The 18,960-nt window shown below is 63.5% G+C and carries 30 protein-coding genes; 28 read left to right on the top strand and 2 right to left on the bottom strand.

Annotated elements, in window-relative coordinates; genetic code table 11:
* Positions 1-10 precede the first annotated feature (10 nt).
* Positions 11-637, bottom strand: coding sequence for a response regulator (locus AC3EDY_RS12505; RefSeq protein WP_488572830.1), 627 nt, complete (start codon positions 635-637; stop codon positions 11-13).
* Positions 638-650: 13 nt separating this feature from the next.
* Positions 651-2,294, bottom strand: coding sequence for a sensor histidine kinase (locus tag AC3EDY_RS12500; protein WP_488572829.1), 1,644 nt, complete (start codon positions 2,292-2,294; stop codon positions 651-653).
* Between the two features lie 241 nt (positions 2,295-2,535).
* On the opposite strand from AC3EDY_RS12500, the gene AC3EDY_RS12495 reads away from it, so the two are divergent.
* From AC3EDY_RS12495 to rpmD, 28 genes are all read left to right on the top strand, one after another.
* Positions 2,536-3,084 carry a LuxR C-terminal-related transcriptional regulator gene (locus tag AC3EDY_RS12495; RefSeq protein ID WP_488572828.1) on the top strand — a complete coding sequence of 183 codons (549 nt, stop codon included), beginning with the start codon at positions 2,536-2,538 and terminating at the stop codon, positions 3,082-3,084.
* A 64-nt stretch (positions 3,085-3,148) separates the two neighbouring features.
* The gene (locus AC3EDY_RS12490; protein WP_488572827.1) at positions 3,149-3,544 is read left to right on the top strand and encodes a hypothetical protein; all 396 of its coding nucleotides are present in this window, start codon (positions 3,149-3,151) and stop codon (positions 3,542-3,544) included.
* Between the two features lie 38 nt (positions 3,545-3,582).
* The gene (locus AC3EDY_RS12485; RefSeq protein ID WP_488572826.1) at positions 3,583-4,029 is read left to right on the top strand and encodes a hypothetical protein; all 447 of its coding nucleotides are present in this window, start codon (positions 3,583-3,585) and stop codon (positions 4,027-4,029) included.
* Between the two features lie 85 nt (positions 4,030-4,114).
* Entirely contained in the window at positions 4,115-4,648 is a 534-nt protein-coding gene (locus AC3EDY_RS12480) for a MarR family transcriptional regulator (RefSeq protein WP_488572825.1), read from the top strand.
* 374 nt (positions 4,649-5,022) lie between these two features.
* Positions 5,023-5,394, top strand: coding sequence for a 30S ribosomal protein S12 (gene rpsL / locus AC3EDY_RS12475; RefSeq protein ID WP_022675067.1), 372 nt, complete (start codon positions 5,023-5,025; stop codon positions 5,392-5,394).
* Between the two features lie 102 nt (positions 5,395-5,496).
* On the top strand, positions 5,497-5,967 hold the full coding sequence (gene rpsG, locus AC3EDY_RS12470; protein ID WP_022675066.1) for a 30S ribosomal protein S7: 471 nt from the start codon (positions 5,497-5,499) through the stop codon (positions 5,965-5,967).
* 104 nt (positions 5,968-6,071) lie between these two features.
* On the top strand, positions 6,072-8,144 hold the full coding sequence (gene fusA, locus AC3EDY_RS12465) for an elongation factor G (RefSeq protein ID WP_488572824.1): 2,073 nt from the start codon (positions 6,072-6,074) through the stop codon (positions 8,142-8,144).
* Positions 8,145-8,233: 89 nt separating this feature from the next.
* A complete protein-coding gene (gene tuf, locus AC3EDY_RS12460; RefSeq protein WP_488572823.1) occupies positions 8,234-9,424 on the top strand; it encodes an elongation factor Tu in 1,191 nt (396 codons plus the stop codon).
* Between the two features lie 144 nt (positions 9,425-9,568).
* Positions 9,569-9,880 carry a 30S ribosomal protein S10 gene (gene rpsJ, locus AC3EDY_RS12455; RefSeq protein ID WP_011444906.1) on the top strand — a complete coding sequence of 104 codons (312 nt, stop codon included), beginning with the start codon at positions 9,569-9,571 and terminating at the stop codon, positions 9,878-9,880.
* A 325-nt stretch (positions 9,881-10,205) separates the two neighbouring features.
* Positions 10,206-10,931 carry a 50S ribosomal protein L3 gene (gene rplC / locus AC3EDY_RS12450; protein WP_488572822.1) on the top strand — a complete coding sequence of 242 codons (726 nt, stop codon included), beginning with the start codon at positions 10,206-10,208 and terminating at the stop codon, positions 10,929-10,931.
* A 3-nt stretch (positions 10,932-10,934) separates the two neighbouring features.
* Complete coding sequence (rplD, locus tag AC3EDY_RS12445; RefSeq protein WP_488572821.1) at positions 10,935-11,558, top strand: 50S ribosomal protein L4; 624 nt, start codon at positions 10,935-10,937, stop codon at positions 11,556-11,558.
* Complete coding sequence (locus AC3EDY_RS12440) at positions 11,551-11,856, top strand: 50S ribosomal protein L23 (protein WP_488572820.1); 306 nt, start codon at positions 11,551-11,553, stop codon at positions 11,854-11,856. The genes rplD and AC3EDY_RS12440 overlap by 8 nt, the downstream gene beginning before the upstream one ends.
* Positions 11,857-11,872: 16 nt before the next feature.
* On the top strand, positions 11,873-12,709 hold the full coding sequence (gene rplB / locus AC3EDY_RS12435) for a 50S ribosomal protein L2 (protein ID WP_488572819.1): 837 nt from the start codon (positions 11,873-11,875) through the stop codon (positions 12,707-12,709).
* A 6-nt stretch (positions 12,710-12,715) separates the two neighbouring features.
* Complete coding sequence (gene rpsS, locus AC3EDY_RS12430) at positions 12,716-12,994, top strand: 30S ribosomal protein S19 (protein WP_022675059.1); 279 nt, start codon at positions 12,716-12,718, stop codon at positions 12,992-12,994.
* Complete coding sequence (rplV, locus tag AC3EDY_RS12425) at positions 12,994-13,371, top strand: 50S ribosomal protein L22 (protein ID WP_488572818.1); 378 nt, start codon at positions 12,994-12,996, stop codon at positions 13,369-13,371. Before rpsS ends, rplV begins: the two co-directional genes overlap by 1 nt.
* Before the next feature lie 3 nt (positions 13,372-13,374).
* On the top strand, positions 13,375-14,070 hold the full coding sequence (rpsC, locus tag AC3EDY_RS12420; protein ID WP_191324404.1) for a 30S ribosomal protein S3: 696 nt from the start codon (positions 13,375-13,377) through the stop codon (positions 14,068-14,070).
* 22 nt (positions 14,071-14,092) lie between these two features.
* Positions 14,093-14,527: a 50S ribosomal protein L16 gene (rplP, locus tag AC3EDY_RS12415; protein ID WP_317975812.1), complete on the top strand. Its 435-nt coding sequence runs from the start codon at positions 14,093-14,095 to the stop codon at positions 14,525-14,527.
* A gap of 9 nt (positions 14,528-14,536) precedes the next feature.
* Positions 14,537-14,743 (top strand): 50S ribosomal protein L29, encoded by a 207-nt coding sequence (rpmC, locus tag AC3EDY_RS12410; protein ID WP_488572817.1) that lies wholly within the window; start codon positions 14,537-14,539, stop codon positions 14,741-14,743.
* An 11-nt stretch (positions 14,744-14,754) separates the two neighbouring features.
* A complete protein-coding gene (gene rpsQ / locus AC3EDY_RS12405) occupies positions 14,755-15,024 on the top strand; it encodes a 30S ribosomal protein S17 (protein ID WP_488572816.1) in 270 nt (89 codons plus the stop codon).
* 88 nt (positions 15,025-15,112) lie between these two features.
* Positions 15,113-15,481: a 50S ribosomal protein L14 gene (rplN, locus tag AC3EDY_RS12400; protein ID WP_488572815.1), complete on the top strand. Its 369-nt coding sequence runs from the start codon at positions 15,113-15,115 to the stop codon at positions 15,479-15,481.
* Positions 15,481-15,798: a 50S ribosomal protein L24 gene (gene rplX / locus AC3EDY_RS12395; RefSeq protein ID WP_488572814.1), complete on the top strand. Its 318-nt coding sequence runs from the start codon at positions 15,481-15,483 to the stop codon at positions 15,796-15,798. The genes rplN and rplX overlap by 1 nt, the downstream gene beginning before the upstream one ends.
* Entirely contained in the window at positions 15,791-16,372 is a 582-nt protein-coding gene (gene rplE, locus AC3EDY_RS12390; RefSeq protein WP_488572813.1) for a 50S ribosomal protein L5, read from the top strand. Before rplX ends, rplE begins: the two co-directional genes overlap by 8 nt.
* A 28-nt stretch (positions 16,373-16,400) precedes the next feature.
* Positions 16,401-16,706 (top strand): 30S ribosomal protein S14, encoded by a 306-nt coding sequence (gene rpsN, locus AC3EDY_RS12385; protein ID WP_488572812.1) that lies wholly within the window; start codon positions 16,401-16,403, stop codon positions 16,704-16,706.
* Between the two features lie 12 nt (positions 16,707-16,718).
* Positions 16,719-17,114 carry a 30S ribosomal protein S8 gene (gene rpsH / locus AC3EDY_RS12380; RefSeq protein WP_168556930.1) on the top strand — a complete coding sequence of 132 codons (396 nt, stop codon included), beginning with the start codon at positions 16,719-16,721 and terminating at the stop codon, positions 17,112-17,114.
* A complete protein-coding gene (rplF, locus tag AC3EDY_RS12375) occupies positions 17,114-17,647 on the top strand; it encodes a 50S ribosomal protein L6 (protein WP_488572811.1) in 534 nt (177 codons plus the stop codon). The genes rpsH and rplF overlap by 1 nt, the downstream gene beginning before the upstream one ends.
* Positions 17,647-17,997, top strand: coding sequence for a 50S ribosomal protein L18 (gene rplR, locus AC3EDY_RS12370; protein ID WP_488572810.1), 351 nt, complete (start codon positions 17,647-17,649; stop codon positions 17,995-17,997). The genes rplF and rplR overlap by 1 nt, the downstream gene beginning before the upstream one ends.
* Positions 17,998-17,999: 2 nt before the next feature.
* Entirely contained in the window at positions 18,000-18,710 is a 711-nt protein-coding gene (gene rpsE, locus AC3EDY_RS12365) for a 30S ribosomal protein S5 (protein ID WP_488572809.1), read from the top strand.
* A 6-nt stretch (positions 18,711-18,716) separates the two neighbouring features.
* On the top strand, positions 18,717-18,893 hold the full coding sequence (gene rpmD, locus AC3EDY_RS12360; RefSeq protein ID WP_488572808.1) for a 50S ribosomal protein L30: 177 nt from the start codon (positions 18,717-18,719) through the stop codon (positions 18,891-18,893).
* Positions 18,894-18,960 lie beyond the last annotated feature (67 nt).

Raw genomic sequence — 18,960 nt, 5'->3', positions numbered from 1 at the left:
CCGGCACATCTCATTCCGGCATGTCGTTCACGGCCAGCAAGGCCAGTTCTGTCCGGTTTTCGATGCCCAGTTTCTGGTAGATGGCATGAAGATAGACTTTGACAGTGCCTTCCCCGATGTTGAGCTCGTCACCGATCTCGCGGTTGCGCATGCCGCGCGCCACCAGCCGCGCGATCCGTCTTTCGCGCGGATTGAGCCGGTCGAGCGGACCGGCATCCTCGGGATGCAGCGAAAGATCGAGCGCGCGCTGAAGCAGCTCTGCCGATATGGCCCGTTCTCCGTCACGAACCCGGCCAAGCACTTCGATCAGTTCCTCGCCCGCACCGTCCTTGGACACGATGCCTTCCACCCCCGCGCGCATCACGGCAAGGAGATTGCGATTGGTCAATTCGGCCGTGAGCATGACGACCGGACGCCGGTCTCCGCGCGCGCGCAGGGTTTCCAGCACCTGCACGCCGTTAAGGCCCGGCATGTTGATGTCGAGCAGCACGATGTCGGGATCGTGCGTCGCGATGGCGGCCAGCGTTTCCTTGCCGCTGGCGGTTGCCGCAACGATGCGAAAGGCACTGTCGCGCAAGACGGCGGCAACGCCGGCCCTGATGAAACCGTGATCGTCCGCCACGAGAACGGTCGTCATGTCCCGATGCCCGTCATCCATGGGCGAACGGCACCGGCAATTCGATATCGAGGCGGACGCCCGGACGCAGATGGTCGCTCGAGCGTTCGGCGATATGCACGCGCCCGCCCAGCGCGGCCACGCGCTCGGCAATGGAGCGGGGCTGATAGGCCTGGCCCGGAAAGCCGATGCCGTTGTCGGCGATCGTTACGGCCAGGGTGGTTCCCTCAAGATGGAGCGCGATCGACACTTCGCTGCAATGGCCATGGCGCGCGGCATTGGCAACCGCTTCGCGCACCATCTGCCGCAGTTCGTATGAGAGGTGGATGGGTACGGACAGCGTCCCGCCCCGCGTTTCGAAAGTCACGCGAATGCGCCAATGGGCCGACATCTCGTCTACCAGGCCGCGCAGTTCCTCGATCAGATCGATGGCCCGGTTGCCGTCCTGCCCCCGCCGCAGACGATCGATCATCACGCGCAACTGGGCCTGTTCCCGCCGCAACGCGTCTTTCATCGCCTCGATTTCTCCCTCCGGGTCCTTGCCATCGCGCAAGCGGCGGCGCAGCGCTTCGAGCCGGAACATCGTGCCGGCCAGGAACTGCACGACACTGTCATGCAGATCCCGCGCAAGGGCGTTGCGCACTTCGGTTACGGCCGAACTGTTGGCAAGGGCCGCCATTTCCTCGCGATCGAGCGCCAGGGCGATTTCGCGCACCAGCGCGGCCATCCATGGCAGGTCGTCCACGGTCATGTCGGGAATGCCCCATACCAGCAGCTGTCCCTGGCTGGACAAGGAGCTGAACGTGGCGACGATGCCCGCGTTGACGCCGCAATGGGCGGCGAGCGGCGCGGTGAACGCCTCGTGTTCGATCACCAGTTCGTGTTCGCCGGCCAGGGTGATGCGGCGCCGGCGGCGCAGGTCGAACATCATCGGATAGCCCGGCTTGTTCAGTGCCTCGGCCACGGGCCCCGGTCCTTGCCGTTCGCTGACCACGGCGCCGTCGCGATCGATCAGCAGATCGATCCAGGGCTCGTCGCCCCATGCGACCGCGAGGGCCGCTCCGCGCGCGCCCATGGTGATGCCGGCTTGCGAAAGGGCATTCGTCAGCACGTTGCCCCGCCGGGCGCTGGCAACCCCGCCAGGCTCGGGAAGGATCACCACGCGCATGCCGCGCTGGCGGCTGGCCAGCCACAGCATCAGCACCGCCACCACTGCCATGCAGATCAACCCGCGCACGAACCGCAGCGGATCAGGCCCCGCGCCGTGGAAAGCCAGCAGGGCCGCGGGCATCACCGCCGAGAGAATCAGGCCCATCCCCGTTGCCGCCACGCGCAAGGTGCTCCACCGCACCAGAGCGACCAGCAGGAGATAAGTGCCGAAGACCAGAAAGGGCCCGGTAAGGACGCCGTGAGACTGTTCGGTGAAATAGATTGCCGAGGCAAAGGCGATGAAATCGACAATCTGGGCAAACGGGGCCAGGCGGCAATCGAACCACCAGTCCGACCACGCGATGCCGGCAAGGCCGATCGCCCAGACCGCGTAACCGGTGGCCAGAACCACAGTGAGATCGGGATGGCGCAACCAGGTGTCGGACGAGAATACCACGCCCACCATGAACAGCAGCGCCATTGTCATGCGGCACAAGGCCAGGACCTTGCCGCTGCGCCGCGAGAACATGTGACGCCTCTCCAATCCTGCAGCCTCTCTCGATCGGAAGTTATGTGTCGTCAACGGTGGATATGCAATCGGATTGCACAGTTGATGGATGCGCTTTTGCATTAACCAATGTAGAGGAAAGCCATGTCACTGCTTACGCTTGTTCGTCCATGAACGTCTTGCCGTCGATTTGCCACGAATGCCGAGCGATTCGCGCCGGCTGGCGCCTGCCAGTCGTTGCCGACAGGATCGGACAAGCGTGATGGCTGTCCCGTCCCCGTCCGATTCCCCGCTCGACGCACTCACCGCCAAGCAGCGCGAGGTTCTGGATCTGCTAATCCAGCACAAGACCTCGAAGGAAATTTCTCGGATTCTCGGAATTTCGCCCTACACGGTGGATCAGCGGATTCTGCTGGCCCGGGGCAAGCTCCAGGTGGCTTCGCGCGGCGAAGTGGCGCAGGCGTATCGGCAACTGCTGGAGACATCGGCCACGACCACCTTATCCGAAAGATCCGTATATGGATCGATTGAGATCGCCAACCGCAACAAACTGAAGCATATTCGGGGTGAGGGACGCGATGGCCTTTACCCCCATGGGGATGGCGAGAGCGGTGCAGGGGATGGTGTCGGCCTGCCGACATCGGTATCGCTGGGTAAAGCGTATCACCGCGTCCTTCCGGAGATGTTCGACGGACCATACGGGACGCTGATGCGATTGGGGGCAATGACCTTTATCGCGATGATCCTGATCCTGACGGCACTGGGCGGGTTGACGATGTTCGCGCAACTTTCCCAGATCGTGGATCGCTGATCCGTCGGTCGCCTCCGCGACAAAAACGGGGACGACGCCACTGGCGTCGTGTGGAGGCAAAGACGTGAACAATAACGATCACAACGAGATGTTTTCCCGCCGCAATACCGGGATGATGACGCCGGCCGTCGCGCAAATGCGGGTTACCCGCGATCTGCAGGACGCGGAGGCTGCGCTCGACGAAGCGCTGATCCGCCAGGCCAATCTGCTTTCCTCGATGGTGACAGCGCGCCGCGAAGCCGGGCTGGGGCCGTTCGTGGGGCAGGATGCGCTGATGCGGCTGCTCAAGAGCCAGCAGGCGATGATCGATGCCGGCGGCGAGCTTGCCCGGGTCCACGGACGTTTGCGGAGCATCGCCGGCGAGACCATCGGCGCCGATACCTGTCCCAAGTCGGCGACTCTGGCCGATGCCGGCGAGGCCGGCGGCGGGGCCCGGGGTGCGGTCGCGCGCGCGGCCTGATCTTGTATTCGGCTTGCGCAGGGAGGATGTGAAGCCCGATGCTGTCGCTCTGGCTACCTTGCATCCTTCTGGCTTTCGTCGTGCTGTTCGTCGCCCGCAAGGGCGGCGAACCCGAACAATCCGTGGCGGCGATCCTGTTCGCGAATTTTGCGCTCGATCTCGCCAACCACGCCATTTTCGGAGATGCCGCATGGTTCGCGGTCAATCCCGGTCACCTGGTGATCGATACCTGGGCGTTCATCGTTCTGCTGTGGGTGGCGATGCGCGCCAACCGCGCCTGGCCACTCGCCGTCAGCGCCGCCCAAACGTTGGTTCTGGTGGGGCATGCGGCCAAGCTTTGGGAGCCGACAATGGTCCGCAAAGCCTATTGGGCCATGACGCAGGTGCCCTTTTCGTTGCAACTGCTCATTCTTGCGTGCGGCACCTGGGCGCACATGCTGCGATCGCGGCGGCTGGGGGTCTATCACGGATGGCGCCTGACGTGACCGCACCTGACATGACCGCACCTGACATGATCGCACTGGCCGACACAATTGCATGGGCTGGCCGCACTGCCAAGGAGACGCTGGCATGACCGTACGTTCCATGCGGGCGGCCGCGCGAAGCGGCCAGGCGGCACGGCCGATGGTTGCGTCGGCCGGCCACCTCGCCATCCCTGCGGCGTCCATGTCGCAGCGCCCGGCCATTCCCGCACAGGCACTGGCCATGGCGCGGGCGATCTATGCCGGACGCCGGCGGCGCGAACGCTTTCTGGCCGCGGATCTGTTCGGCGAGCCGACGTGGGACATCCTGCTCGATCTCTATATCGCGGCGGGCGACGCGCGACATATGCCCACGACCAGCGCCTGCATCGGTGCCAACGTGCCGCCTACCACGGCCCTGCGCTGGCTGCGGGTGCTCGAGGCGCGGGGCCTGATCGAACGCGAGGACGATGGCCGCGACGGACGACGCACGTTCGTGTGCCTTACCGCGCGCGGCATGATGGCCATGACCGACCTGCTGTTGCACTGGCCCACGGGCCAGGAGGCTCGCCCGCAGGCCACGGTTGCCCAGCCGGCGCCGTCCAATGGCGCCATGCTGCTCGACCGGCAGATCGTCGGCTGACGCTGCCGTCCGGGCTGGCTTGACCTTGGCCCCGCCTTGGCGTAGGGGCGCACACGTCCCGGGGGCCAGCAGGCCACCGGCCGGTAAAAGAGCTGAACATTGCCGGTGCGCATGGGGCTGCGAATGGCGGAAAACCGCCGTGGCAGCCTGTTTTCCATCGGGTCTGTCCCGTCGAATCGGCTTGTGCCGAAGCGGCCGTACCCGCGGAATGCCAACCGTCAAAGTAACCCGGTGCCGTTGGCCCGGGTGGAGTGTTTTCGGCTCATACGATGCGTTTCGCGCGGCGGCTGCCAGGCCCTGCGCCGGCGCATTGCATGAGATGCGTCTTCCTTCACCTGTTCCGGCGCTGCCATAAACAAGGTGAAGAGTACTTCATGCCTACGATCAACCAGTTGATCCGCAAGGGTCGCGTCCCGCAGAAGGCCAAGAGCAAGGTCCCTGCGATGGAGCAGAACCCGCAAAAGCGCGGCGTCTGCACGCGTGTTTACACGACCACCCCGAAAAAGCCGAACTCGGCGCTTCGCAAGGTCGCCAAGATCCGTCTGACCAACAGCCGCGAAGTCATCTCGTACATCCCCGGCGAAGGCCACAACCTGCAGGAACACTCCGTGGTGCTGATCCGCGGCGGCCGTGTGCGCGACCTTCCGGGCGTGCGTTATCACGTGCTGCGTGGCGTGCTCGATACGCAGGGCGTGAAGGACCGCAAGCAGAGCCGTTCGAAGTACGGCGCCAAGCGTCCCAAGTAATCGTGGCCATGTGGCCACGGGCTAGGACGTGCTGCGTTCGCCCCTGCGGTCATGCTGGATTGAGCGGCCGGTGAATGCCGGCCCGATCAGAAGGAATTCAAGATGTCTCGTCGTCGTCGTCCGGAAAAGCGGGTGATCCTGCCCGATCCGAAGTTCGGTGATCAGGTCCTGTCGAAGTTCATGAACAATCTCATGCTCGATGGTAAGAAATCGGTTGCCGAAAGCATCGTCTATGGCGCGCTCGACACCATGCAGACCCGCGCCAAGGCGGATCCGGTGCAGCTGTTCCACGATGCGCTCAACAATGTGAAGCCGCACATCGAAGTGCGTTCGCGCCGCGTCGGCGGCGCCACCTATCAGGTGCCGGTCGAAGTGCGCCCCGAGCGCGCCCAGGCCCTGGCGATCCGCTGGCTGATCACCGCCGCGCGCAACCGTTCGGAAACCACCATGTCGGCCCGTCTTTCGGCCGAACTGCTGGATGCCGCCAACAACCGCGGCAATGCGGTGAAGAAGCGCGAAGACACCCACCGCATGGCCGACGCCAACCGCGCGTTCAGCCACTACCGCTGGTAAGCTTGCGACCTGTTGGTCACGTGGTCGTCTTCAAACGGTCACAGCAGTAACCATATGGGAAGGGCCGGAGCAATCCGGCCTTTCCCGAACCCAAGGAACACACCATGGCCCGCAGCCATCCGCTCGAGCGTTACCGCAATATCGGTATCATGGCGCACATCGACGCCGGCAAGACGACGACGACCGAGCGCATCCTCTACTACACCGGCAAGTCCTACAAGATCGGCGAAGTACACGACGGCGCCGCGACCATGGACTGGATGGAGCAGGAGCAGGAACGCGGCATCACGATCACGTCGGCCGCGACGACCTGTTTCTGGAACGATCACCGGATCAACATCATCGATACCCCGGGGCACGTGGATTTCACCATCGAGGTGGAACGTTCGCTGCGCGTGCTCGACGGCGCGGTGGCCTGCTTCGACGGCGTCGCCGGCGTGGAACCGCAATCGGAAACCGTATGGCGCCAGGCCGACAAGTACGGCGTGCCGCGCATGTGCTTCATCAACAAGCTCGATCGCACCGGCGCCAACTTCAAGTACTGCGTGCAGTCGATCATCGATCGCCTGGGTGCGGTCCCGGCGGTGCTCTATCTGCCGATTGGCATCGAAGCCGATCTTAAGGGTCTGGTCGATCTCGTTCACAACCGCGCGATCATCTGGAAGGATGAATCGCTCGGCGCCGAATTCTTCTACGAAGATGTCCCGGCCGACATGAAGGACGAGGCCGAGGATTACCGCCAGAAGCTGATCGAGCTTGCCGTCGAGCAGGACGACGAGGCGATGGAAGCCTATCTCGACGGCAACGAGCCGGATGTGGCCACGCTCAAGAAGCTGATCCGCAAGGGCACGCTGGAACACAAGTTCGTGCCGGTGTGCTGCGGCTCGGCCTTCAAGAACAAGGGCGTGCAGCCGCTGCTCGATGCCGTGGTGGACTATCTGCCTTCGCCGCTCGACATCGAGGACGTCCAGGGCGTCAAGGTCGACAGCGACGAGAAGGACAGCCGTCCGCCGCGTGACGACGCACCGTTCTCGGCGCTCGCGTTCAAGGTCATGAACGATCCGTTCGTGGGCTCGCTCACGTTCATCCGCATCTATTCTGGCACGCTGACCAAGGGCAGCTACCTGAACTCGGTGAAGCAGAAGAAGGAAAAGGTCGGCCGCATGCTGGAAATGCATGCCAACGACCGCAAGGACGTGGAAGAAGCCTTCGCGGGCGACATCATCGCGCTGGCCGGCATGAAGGAAACCACGACGGGCGACACGCTCTGCGCCGAGCGCGCGCCGATCGTGCTCGAGCGCATGGAATTCCCCGAGCCGGTGATCGAGCTCTCGGTGGAGCCCAAGACCAAGGCGGACCAGGAAAAGATGGGCATCGCGCTCAATCGCCTGTCGGCCGAAGATCCCTCGTTCCGCGTTTCGACCGATCACGAGTCCGGCCAGACCATCATCAAGGGCATGGGCGAACTGCACCTCGACATCATCGTCGATCGCATGCGCCGCGAATTCAAGGTGGAAGCCAACGTGGGCGCTCCCCAGGTGGCCTACCGCGAATATCTCGCCAAGCCGGTCGACCTTGACTACACGCACAAGAAGCAGTCGGGCGGCACCGGTCAGTTCGGCCGCGTGAAAGTGAAGATCACGCCGGGCGAGCGCGGTTCGGGCATCATTTTCAAGGACGAGATCAAGGGCGGCAACATTCCCAAGGAATATATTCCCGCCATCGAAAAGGGCATGCGCGAAACGGCCGCCACCGGCTCGCTCGTCGGCTTCCCGATCATCGACTTCGAAATCCTGCTCTATGACGGCGCCTACCACGATGTCGACTCGTCGGCCCTGGCGTTCGAAATCGCCGGCCGTGGCGCCATGCGCGAAGCGGCCCAGAAGTCGGGGATCAAGCTGCTCGAGCCGATCATGAGCGTCGAAGTGGTGACCCCGGAAGAATTCATGGGTGACGTGATCGGGGATCTCAATTCCCGTCGCGGCCAGATCCAGGGCACCGACAGCCGGGGCAATGCCCAGGTCGTCGAAGCCATGGTGCCGCTGGCGAACATGTTCGGCTACGTGAACCAGCTTCGCTCGTTCACGCAGGGCCGCGCGCAGTACACGATGCAATTCTCTCATTATGACGAAGTTCCGGCGAATGTCGCGGCTGAGGTCAAGGAGAAGCTTGCCTGATCACCCCGATCAGGCTAGGGGCGGCGCCTGATTCCGTCGGGTGCCGTACCCCGCAGAAATCACAGACAAGCGAATAGAAGGTTTGAACAATGGCCAAGGCTAAGTTTGAGCGGAACAAGCCGCACTGCAACATCGGCACCATCGGTCACGTTGACCATGGCAAGACCACGCTGACCGCAGCGATCACCAAGGTCCTGTCGGAAACCGGCGGCGCCCAGTTCACCGATTATGCCAATATCGACAAGGCGCCCGAAGAGCGCGAGCGCGGCATCACCATCTCGACCGCTCACGTCGAGTACGAAACTGCCAACCGCCACTATGCGCACGTCGATTGCCCGGGTCACGCCGACTATGTGAAGAACATGATCACCGGCGCGGCGCAGATGGATGGCGCCATCCTGGTGGTGAACGCCGCCGACGGCCCGATGCCGCAGACGCGCGAGCACATCCTGCTTGCCCGTCAGGTCGGCGTGCCGGCGCTGGTCGTGTACATGAACAAGGTCGACCAGGTCGATGACGAGGAAATCCTCGAACTCGTCGAGCTGGAAGTGCGCGAACTGCTGTCGTCGTACGATTTCCCCGGCGACGACATTCCGATCGTCAAGGGTTCGGCCCTGGCCGCTCTCGAAGGCCGCGACGACGAAATCGGCAAGAATTCGATCAACGCGCTGATGGATGCTGTCGACAGCTACATCCCGCAGCCGCCCCGTCCGACCGACAAGCCGTTCCTGATGCCCGTCGAAGACGTGTTCTCGATCTCGGGCCGCGGTACGGTGGTGACCGGCCGCGTCGAGACCGGCATCGTCAAGGTGGGCGAGGAAGTCGAAATCATCGGCCTCAAGAACACCCAGAAGACCACTGTCACCGGCGTGGAAATGTTCCGCAAGCTGCTCGATCAGGGCGAAGCCGGCGACAACATCGGCGCGCTGATCCGTGGCATCAAGCGTGAGGAAGTCGAGCGTGGTCAGGTTCTTGCCAAGCCCGGCTCGGTAACGCCGCACACCGAATTCTCGGCTGAAGTCTACGTGCTGTCGAAGGACGAAGGTGGCCGTCACACGCCGTTCTTCGCCAACTATCGTCCGCAGTTCTACTTCCGCACGACCGACGTGACCGGCGAAGTGATCCTTCCCGAAGGCACCGAAATGGTGATGCCGGGCGACAACCTCACCCTGTCGGTCAAGCTGATCGCGCCGATCGCCATGGACGAAGGTCTGCGCTTTGCTATCCGTGAAGGCGGCCGTACCGTCGGTTCGGGGGTTGTCAGCAAGATCACGAAGTAATATAGGCGCCCAACCGGCGGGAGATTCGCTCTTCCGCCGGTTGATTTTTCGATCAGCCGTCCCGCTTTCTCCCCATCCATCGGGAGGGGATCAGAGGGCAGGGCGGCTGGTTTTATTTTTGCTCTTTCGCATCGGTAAACGGACATGGAAGCCCAGAACATCCGCATTCGCCTCAAGGCCTTCGATCATCGCGTGCTGGACCAGGCCACTGGTGAAATCGCGGACACCGCCCGCCGCACGGGCGCTCTTATTCGCGGCCCCATTCCGCTGCCGACGCGCATCGAGAAGTTCTGCGTCAACCGTGGTCCGCACATCGACAAGAAGTCGCGCGAGCAGTTCGAAGTCCGTACGTACAAGCGCCTGCTCGATATCGTGCAGCCCAACGCTGCCACTGTCGACGCGCTGATGAAGCTGGACCTCGCTGCCGGGGTGAACGTCGAGATCAAGCTGGCCTGACGCCAGCGCCTTGCCCTCGCCGGTTCCGGCGGGACGTAAAGGCAGCCCGCCGAGCTTCATCGGTCTTAAAGTTTCGGGTCATCCGTGATCCGCAATCTCTTCCGGCCCTGAGGCCGGCTTGGCGGAAAATCCGTTCTGCCGCGACATAGGGATACCTCCGGCCTTTGCCGTTCCGTTTGCGGGCGGCGCTTCAGGGCCGGGAAAGCGTCCCCCGTTCGCTCCTGTTCAGGCAGGGGCACTCAGCCCGGACGGGGCATGCTTCACATACGGGCTGAACACGCCTTTGGGGATGGGCCCCGAAGGCCTCTGTGAGGAGTATGGGATCATGCGCACCGGCGTGATCGCGAAGAAGGTGGGGATGACCCGCCTGTTCCAGGAAGACGGTCGGCACGTGCCGGTCACGGTCCTGTCGCTGGAAGATTGCCAGGTGGTTTCGGTTCGCACCGCCGAACGCGACGGTTACGTCGCGCTTCAGCTGGGCGCGGGTGAGGCCAAGCAGAAGAACGTTGCCAAGCCGCAGCGTGAGCACTTTGCCAAGGCCGAAGTGCCGCTGAAGATGCAGGTCGCCGAGTTTCGCGTCGCCGAAGATGCGTTGCTCGATGTCGGTGCCAGCATCGCCGCTTCGCACTTCGTCACTGGCCAGTATGTCGACATCACCGGCCACACCCAGGGCAAGGGCTTTGCCGGCGCGATGAAGCGCTGGGGTTTCGGCGGTATGCGCGCCACGCACGGCGTGTCGATCTCGCACCGTGCCCACGGGTCGACCGGTAACCGCCAGGATCCGGGCCGCGTGTTCAAGAACAAGAAGATGGCCGGTCACATGGGTGACCGCCAGCGCACGCAGCAGAACCTCGAAGTGGTTCGCACCGACGACGCGCGCGGCCTGATCTTCGTCAAGGGCTCGGTTCCCGGCGCGAAGAACGGCTGGCTGCTCGTACGCGATGCGGTCAAGGTCGATCGTCACGCCCAGGCGCCTTATCCCGCTGGCCTCAAGGCCGCCAACACCAACGAACAGGCCGCTCCCGAAGCCGCCGATGGCCAGGAGGGCTAAGTCGTGAAGGTTCAGGTCCTCAATCTGGACGGTTCGGCCGCCGGCGACGTGGAACTCGCAGATGACGTGTTCGGCCTCGAGCCGCGCGCCGACATCCTGCACCGCGTCGTAACCTGGCAGCTGGAAAACCGTCGTGGCACGGCCCGTGGCGCCCGCGAGCGTTCGGACGTTGCCCGCACCGGCAAGAAGTTCGGCCGCCAGAAGGGTGGCGGCACTGCCCGTCACGGCGACCGCAAGGCGCCGATCTTCATCGGCGGCGGCAAGGCCCACGGCCCCCGCGTTCGCGATTTCAACGTGTCGCTGAACAAGAAGGTCCGTGCGCTCGGTCTCAAGATGGCGCTGTCGTCGAAGGCCCAGAACGGCCTTGTCGTGGTGGACAGCCTGGAACTGGCTGACGCCAAGACCAAGGCGCTGGCCGGCACGCTCGCCAAGGCGGGTTTCGGCAAGAAGGTGCTCGTCGTGGACGGTGAGCAGGTCAACGAGGGCTTCGCCCGCGCGGCCCGCAACATCGTCGGCCTCAACGTGCTTCCCGCGATCGGCGCCAATGTCTACGACATCCTGAAGCATGATACGCTGGTGCTGACGCGCGCCGCGGTCGAAAAGCTGGAGGCGCGTTTCAATGGCTAAGGACGCAATCGACACGCGTCACTATGACGTGATCGTGGCCCCCCACATCACCGAAAAGGCGACGCTTTTGAGCGAAAACAATGCCGTGGTCTTCAAGGTTGCCGAAAAGGCGACCAAGCCGGAGATCAAGGCGGCGGTGGAAGCCCTTTTCAACGTTACGGTCACCAAGGTGAACACGCTGACCCAGAAGGGCAAGACCAAGCGGTGGAAGGGCAAGCCCTACCGTCGTACCGACGTCAAGAAGGCCGTCGTGACTCTGGCCGCCGGCCAGTCGATCGACGTCACCAGCGGTATTTGAGGCGAAGGCACAGACCATGGCACTCAAGAGCTATAACCCCACCAGTCCCGCTCGTCGCGGCCTGATCCTCGTCGACAAGTCGTCGCTCTGGAAAGGCAAGTCCGTCAAGGCCCTGACCGAAGGCAAGAGCAAGACCGGCGGCCGTAACAACAAGGGTCACGTGACCAGCCGCGGCATTGCCGGGGGCCACAAGCAGAAGTACCGCTTCATCGACTTCAAGCGTCGCAAGTGGGATATGCCGGCAACCGTCGAGCGTCTGGAATACGATCCCAACCGCACCGCGTTCATCGCGCTCGTCACGTACGAGGACGGCGAGCAGGCCTACATCCTGGCGCCGCAGCGCCTGGCCGTGGGCGACGTGGTGGTTGCCGGTGAAAAGACCGACGTCAAGCCGGGCAACGCGATGCTTCTGTCGCAGATGCCGGTGGGCACCATCATCCACAACGTGGAAATGAAGCCGGGCAAGGGCGGCCAGATCGCCCGTTCGGCCGGCACTTATGTCCAGCTCGTTGGCCGTGACCGCGGGATGGTGATCGTTCGCCTCAATTCGGGCGAGCAGCGCTATCTGCGGGGCGATTGCATGGGCACCGTCGGCGCCGTGTCGAACCCCGACAACTCGAACCAGAATCTTGCCAAGGCCGGTCGCAACCGCTGGCTTGGCCGTCGTCCGTTGACGCGCGGTGTGGCAAAGAACCCGGTCGACCACCCGCACGGCGGTGGTGAAGGCCGCACTTCGGGTGGCCGTCATCCGGTCACGCCGTGGGGCAAGCCGACCAAGGGAGCCCGCACCCGTCACAACAAGAAGACGGACAAGTTCATCATTCGTTCGCGCCACGCGAAGAAGAAGAGGTAAGACCCCATGGCACGTTCCGTCTGGAAGGGTCCCTTCGTCGACCTGCACCTCCTGAAGAAGGCCGAAGTGGCCCAGGATGCTGGCAGCCGCGCTGGCCCGATCAAGACCTGGTCGCGTCGTTCGACCATCATTCCGCAGTTCGTTGGCCTGACGTTCAACGTCTACAACGGGCAGAAGTTCATTCCCGTCTCCGTGAGCGAGGAGATGGTCGGCCACAAGCTTGGCGAATTTGCGCCCACGCGCAATTTCCCCGGCCACGCCGCTGACAAGAAGGGCAAGCGCTGATGAGCAAGCCTGCAGCCCCCCGCCGCGTGGGTGACAAGGAAGCTCTGGCCGTGAACACGAACATTCGTGGTTCGGCCCAGAAGCTTAACCTCGTCGCCGCGCTGATCCGCGGCATGAAGGCCGAAGACGCCCTCAACGTTCTGACCTTCTCCAAGAAGGCCATGGCCGTCGATGCGCGCAAGGTGCTCGCTTCGGCGATCGCCAATGCGGAAAACAACCATAACCTGGACGTTGATTCGCTGATCGTGGCCGAAGCCTCGGTCGGCAAGTCGATCACGATGAAGCGCTTCCACACCCGTGGTCGCGGCAAGTCGACCCGCATTCTGAAGCCGTTCTCGCGCCTTCGGATCGTCGTCCGTGAAGTCGAGGAGGCCTGAGCCATGGGTCACAAGTCAAACCCCATCGGTCTGCGTCTGCAGATCAACCGCACCTGGGACAGCCGCTGGTACGCCGAAGGGCGCAACTACCAGCAGTTGCTGAAGGAAGACCTTCAGATCCGCAAGTTCATCGTCGAGAGCCTGCCCCAGGCAGCGATTTCGAAAGTGGTGATCGAGCGTCCGGCCAAGCTTTGCCGCATTTCGATCTACGCGGCGCGTCCCGGTGTCATCATCGGCAAAAAGGGCGCGGACATCGAAAAGCTGCGCGCCAAGCTGGCCAAGCTGACCAACAGCGACGTGAAGCTGAACATCGTCGAAATCCGCAAGCCGGAAATCGATGCCAAGCTTGTTGCCCAGGGCATCGCCGACCAGCTGGTGCGTCGCGTGGCGTTCCGCCGCGCCATGAAGCGCGCGGTGCAGTCGGCCCTGCGTCTTGGCGCCGAAGGCATCAAGATCACTTGCGGCGGCCGTCTCGGCGGAGCGGAAATCGCCCGCGTCGAGTGGTACCGTGAAGGTCGCGTTCCGCTGCACACGCTGCGCGCGAACATCGATTACGCCGAAGCCGAAGCCCACACCGCCTATGGCGTGATCGGCATCAAGACCTGGATCTTCAAGGGCGAGATCCTGGGCCACGACCCGCTGGCGCAGGATCGCCTGATGCTTGAGGCACAGACCTCTGGCGTCCGTCCGGCGCGCTGAGGCTTGAGGATAGGCTAGCACCATGCTGCAACCCAAAAAGACCAAGTTCCGCAAGGCGTTCAAAGGCCGTCTCCACGGCAACGCCAAAGGTGGCACCGATCTCAACTTCGGATCCTACGGCCTCAAGGCTCTGGAGCCGGAGCGGGTCACCGCCCGGCAGATCGAAGCGGCCCGCCGCGCGATCACCCGCCACATCAAGCGCCAGGGCCGCCTCTGGATTCGCGTGTTTCCCGATCTTCCGGTGACCAAGAAGCCGGCCGAAGTCCGTCAGGGCAAGGGCAAGGGCTCGGTGGAATACTGGGCCGCCCGCGTCAAGCCGGGCAAGATCCTGTTCGAGCTCGACGGCGTTGCCGGCCCGCTGGCCGCCGAAGCGTTCAGCCGGGCGGCGATGAAGCTGCCGATCAAGACCAAGGTCGTGGCGCGCCTCGGCGATACCTCGCACCTTGGTGGCGAGTAAGGAGTGGGAATGATGGCTAAGTTCGAAGACCTTCGCGTCAAGAGCGACGACCAGCTCACCGCTGACCTCGCCGAGCTGAAGCGCGAACAGTTCAACCTGCGTTTCCAGGCGGCGACCAGCCAGCTGGAGCGTCCGGCGCGCATCAAGGAAGTGCGCCGCGACATCGCGCGGATCAAGACCTTGCAGGGCGAGCGCGCTCGCGCCGCGAAGGCTTAAGGAGACACACGATGCCCAAGCGTATCCTGATCGGGACCGTGGTTTCCGACAAGACCGACAAGACCGTGGTCGTGAAGGTCGAGCGCAAGGTGAAGCACCCGCTTTACGGCAAGATCATCCGCCGTTCGAAGAAGTATCACGCCCATGACGAGGCGAACGTCTTCAAGACCGGCGAGACGGTGCGGATCGAAGAAACCGCGCCCTATTCCAAGCTCAAGACCTGGAAAGTGATCGACCGGGTTCAGGCCGGGAAAGTCGCCGCGATCGAAGCGGACGTCTGAGAGGGCGCCTGCTCCCCTTCCGGGGAAGCGTTACGTTTTTGGAACTGCCGGACTGGTTCCGGCAAGCCAGTGAGAAGGAACCGGATCAATGATCCAGATGCAATCCAATCTCGACGTCGCGGACAACAGCGGCGCCAAGCGCGTCCAGTGCATCAAGGTGCTGGGCGGGTCGAAGCGCCGGACCGCGAGCGTCGGCGACATCATCGTGGTGTCGGTGAAGGAGGCGCAGCCCCGCGCCCGTGTCAAGAAGGGCGACGTGCATCGCGCGGTGATCGTGCGCACCAGGAAGGACGTGCGCCGTCCCGATGGCAGCGTCATCCGTTTCGATGGCAATGCGGCCGTGCTTGTCGGCAAGAACGAAGAGCCGATCGGCACGCGCATCTTCGGCCCCGTCGTGCGCGAGTTGCGCGGCAAGGGCTTCATGAAGATCATCTCGCTCGCGCCGGAGGTGCTGTGATGGGTGCCGCCAGGATCAAGAAGGGCGACAACGTCGTCGTGCGTTCGGGCAAGGACAAGGGCCGCTCGGGCACTGTCCTCCAGGTTCTTCCCAAGGAAGACAAGGTCGTGGTGGCCGGCGTGAACATCGCCGCGCGTCACCGCAAGCCAAGTCAGCAGAACCCGCAGGGCGGCATCGACCGCTTTGAAGCGCCGCTGCACATCTCGAAGGTTGCCGTGGCCGACAAGGATGGCAAGCCCACCCGCGTCCGCTTCGAAACCCGCGATGGCAAGAAGGTCCGCGTGGCCGTCAAGTCCGGGGAGGCCATCGATGGCTGACAAGTACATTCCGCGCCTCAAGGGCAAGTACGAAGCCGAAATCGCGGCGGCGATGAAGGCGAAGTTCGGCTACAAGAACGACCTGGAGATTCCGCGGATCGAGAAGATCACGCTGAACATGGGCGTTGGCGAAGCGAGCCAGGACAAGAAGAAGGTCCAGACCGCTGCCGCTGAAATGGAATTGATTGCCGGCCAGAAGCCGGTGATCACCAAGGCCAAGAAGTCGATCGCCCAGTTCAAGCTGCGCGAAGGCATGCCGATCGGTTGCAAGGTAACTCTGCGCCGCGAACGCATGTACGAGTTTCTTGACCGCCTGATCACCATTGCGATGCCCCGCATCCGCGACTTCCGGGGGCTCAACCCGAAGTCGTTCGATGGCCGTGGCAACTATGCAATGGGTCTCAAGGAACAGATCATTTTTCCGGAGATCAGCTACGATCAGATCGACAAGGTGCGCGGCCTCGATATCATCGTGACCACCACCGCCAAGACCGACGACGAGGCACGTGAACTGCTTCGCCTGTTCGGTTTCCCGTTCCCGCAGGAAGCCGCCGAGCAGGCGCAGGCCGCCTGAAGCCAGTCATAGGAAAGAGCTTAAGTCCATGGCGAAACTGAGTTCGATCAACAAGAACGAGCGGCGCAAGAAGCTCGTTGAAAAGTTTGCGGCCAAGTATGCCGCGCTCAAGGCCCAGGCCGACGACCAATCGCTCGAAGAGACCGAGCGCCTGATCGCGCGCCTGAAAATGGCCGAATTGCCGCGCAACGCGAACCCCACGCGCGTGCGCAACCGTTGCAACACCACCGGCCGCCCGCGTGGCTACTACCGCAAGTTCGGTCTTTGCCGCATCGAACTGCGCGATCTCGCCAACAAGGGGCTTATCCCCGGCGTGACGAAGTCGAGCTGGTAAGGAGCCTCAGCGATGGCATTGACCGACCCCCTGGGTGATATGCTCACCCGCATCCGCAATGGCCAGCAGGCGAAGAAGGACTCCGTTCTTTCGCCTGCCTCCAAGCTGCGGGCGCACGTTCTCGAAGTTCTTCAGCGCGAAGGCTATATCCGCGGCTTCAGCGAGGACGCCACCGGCGCCCATCCGCAGCTGCGCATCGAACTGAAGTATTTCGAGGGCCAGCCCGCGATCAAGCACGTGGCCCGCGTCTCCAAGCCCGGCCGCCGCGTCTACTCGGGTTCCAAGGAACTTCCGGTGGTGCGCAACGGTCTTGGCATCACCATCGTCTCGACGCCCAAGGGCGTGCTTTCGGATGCCGAAGCGCGCGCTGCCAACGTCGGCGGCGAAGTGCTGGCGGAGGTGTTCTGATGAGCCGCATCGGCAAGAAGCCGGTGGCGATCCCGAGTGGCGTCACCGCTGACATCGCGAACGGCGTGCTGACCGTCAAGGGCCCCAAGGGCACGCTGACGCTGACGCTCGCCGACGAGATCGCCTATGCCATCGAAGATGGTGCGATCTCGGTTCAGCCTGCCAACGATACCAAGCGCGCCCGCGCGTTCTGGGGCATGCAGCGCACGCTCGTCTCCAACCTCGTCACCGGCGTGACCCAGGGCTATACCAAGACTCTGGACATCACCGGCGTCGGCTATCGTGCCAATGCTCAGGGCAAGAACCTGAAGCTGCAACTCGGTTACAGCCATGACGTCGATTTCGCCGTGCCGGAAGGCATCGAGATCAAGACCCCGGACAACACCACGGTCGAGATTTCGGGTATCGACAAGCAGAAGGTCGGCCAGGTTGCGGCCGAAATTCGCCGCTGGCGCAAGCCCGAACCCTATAAGGGCAAGGGCATCAAGTACCGTGGCGAGTTCATCTTCCGCAAGGAAGGGAAGAAGAAGTAATGGCCAAGCTGTCTCTCTTCGATCGCCGCCGCCGCCGCGTCCGCACTGCGCTCAAGGCGCGTGCCGGCGGCCGCCCGCGTCTTTCCGTGCACCGCACGGGCCGTCACATCTATGCGCAGATCATCGACGATGCCGCAGGTCGGACCGTGGCATCCGCCTCGTCGCTGATCAAGGGCGAGAAGTCGATCGGCGCCAACATCGATGCTGCTGCCCTGGTGGGCAAGCAGATCGCCGAAAGGGCCAAGGAAGCCGGTGTCACTACCGTCGTCTTCGACCGCGGCGGTTACCTGTTCCATGGCCGCGTCAAGGCGCTGGCCGATGCCGCCCGCGAAGGCGGCCTGGAGTTCTGAGCATGGCTGACGAAACCAACCTGGAAGGCGAAGCCGCCGCTGTCGAGCAGACCGGCGGTGAACAGCGCGAAGGTCGCGGTCGTGGCCGTGGCCGTGGCGGCGAGCGTGGCGAGCGTGGCGGCCGTGGCCGTCGCGACGACCGCCGCGGACGCAACAACAACAGCGACGAGGAACAGGGTGAGGAGCTGATTGAAAAGCTCGTTCACATCAACCGCGTCTCGAAAACGGTCAAGGGCGGCAAGCGCTTCGGCTTTGCGGCGCTGGTCGTGGTCGGCGATGGCAAGGGCCGGGTCGGCTTTGGCCATGGCAAGGCGCGCGAAGTGCCCGAAGCCATCACCAAGGCCACGGCTTCTGCCAAGAAGAAGATGGTTCGGGTTCCGCTCAAGGAAGGCCGCACGCTGCACCACGACGGCAAGGGCCGTTTCGGCGCCGGCAAGGTCAATGTCCGTTCGGCTCCGGCCGGCACGGGCATCATCGCGGGCGGCCCGATGCGCGCCGTGTTCGAAAGCCTTGGCGTGCACGACGTGGTGACCAAGTCGGTCGGCACGTCCAACCCCTACAACATGATCCGCGCCACTTTCGACGCGCTGCAGGACCAGACTTCGCCAAAGTCGGTTGCCCAGCGTCGTGGCAAGAAGGTTGCCGATCTGCTGGGCCGTGGTGGCGCTTCGCCTGTCGAAGCCGACGCCGCTGCCGAAGCCATCGCGGAGTAACCGGTCATGGCCAAGATCAAGATCAAGCAGATTGGTTCGCCGATCCGCCGCCCGGAACACCAGAAGAAGATTCTGGTCGGCCTGGGCCTGGGCAAGATGCACCGCGTGGTCGAGGTGGAAGATACCGCCGAAGTGCGTGGCGCCATTGCCAAGCTGCCGCACATGGTGGCCGTGGTCGACTGACCGCGCCACCGTTTGGCACAAGGTTTCCGGAAAACCCCGGGCATCGTCCGATGGCCGGGGTTTTTCA

Source organism: Novosphingobium sp. DS6-6 (assembly GCF_057784975.1).
Note: the sequence above shows the minus strand (reverse complement) of the source record. Positions and strands in the feature narration are given on the sequence as shown.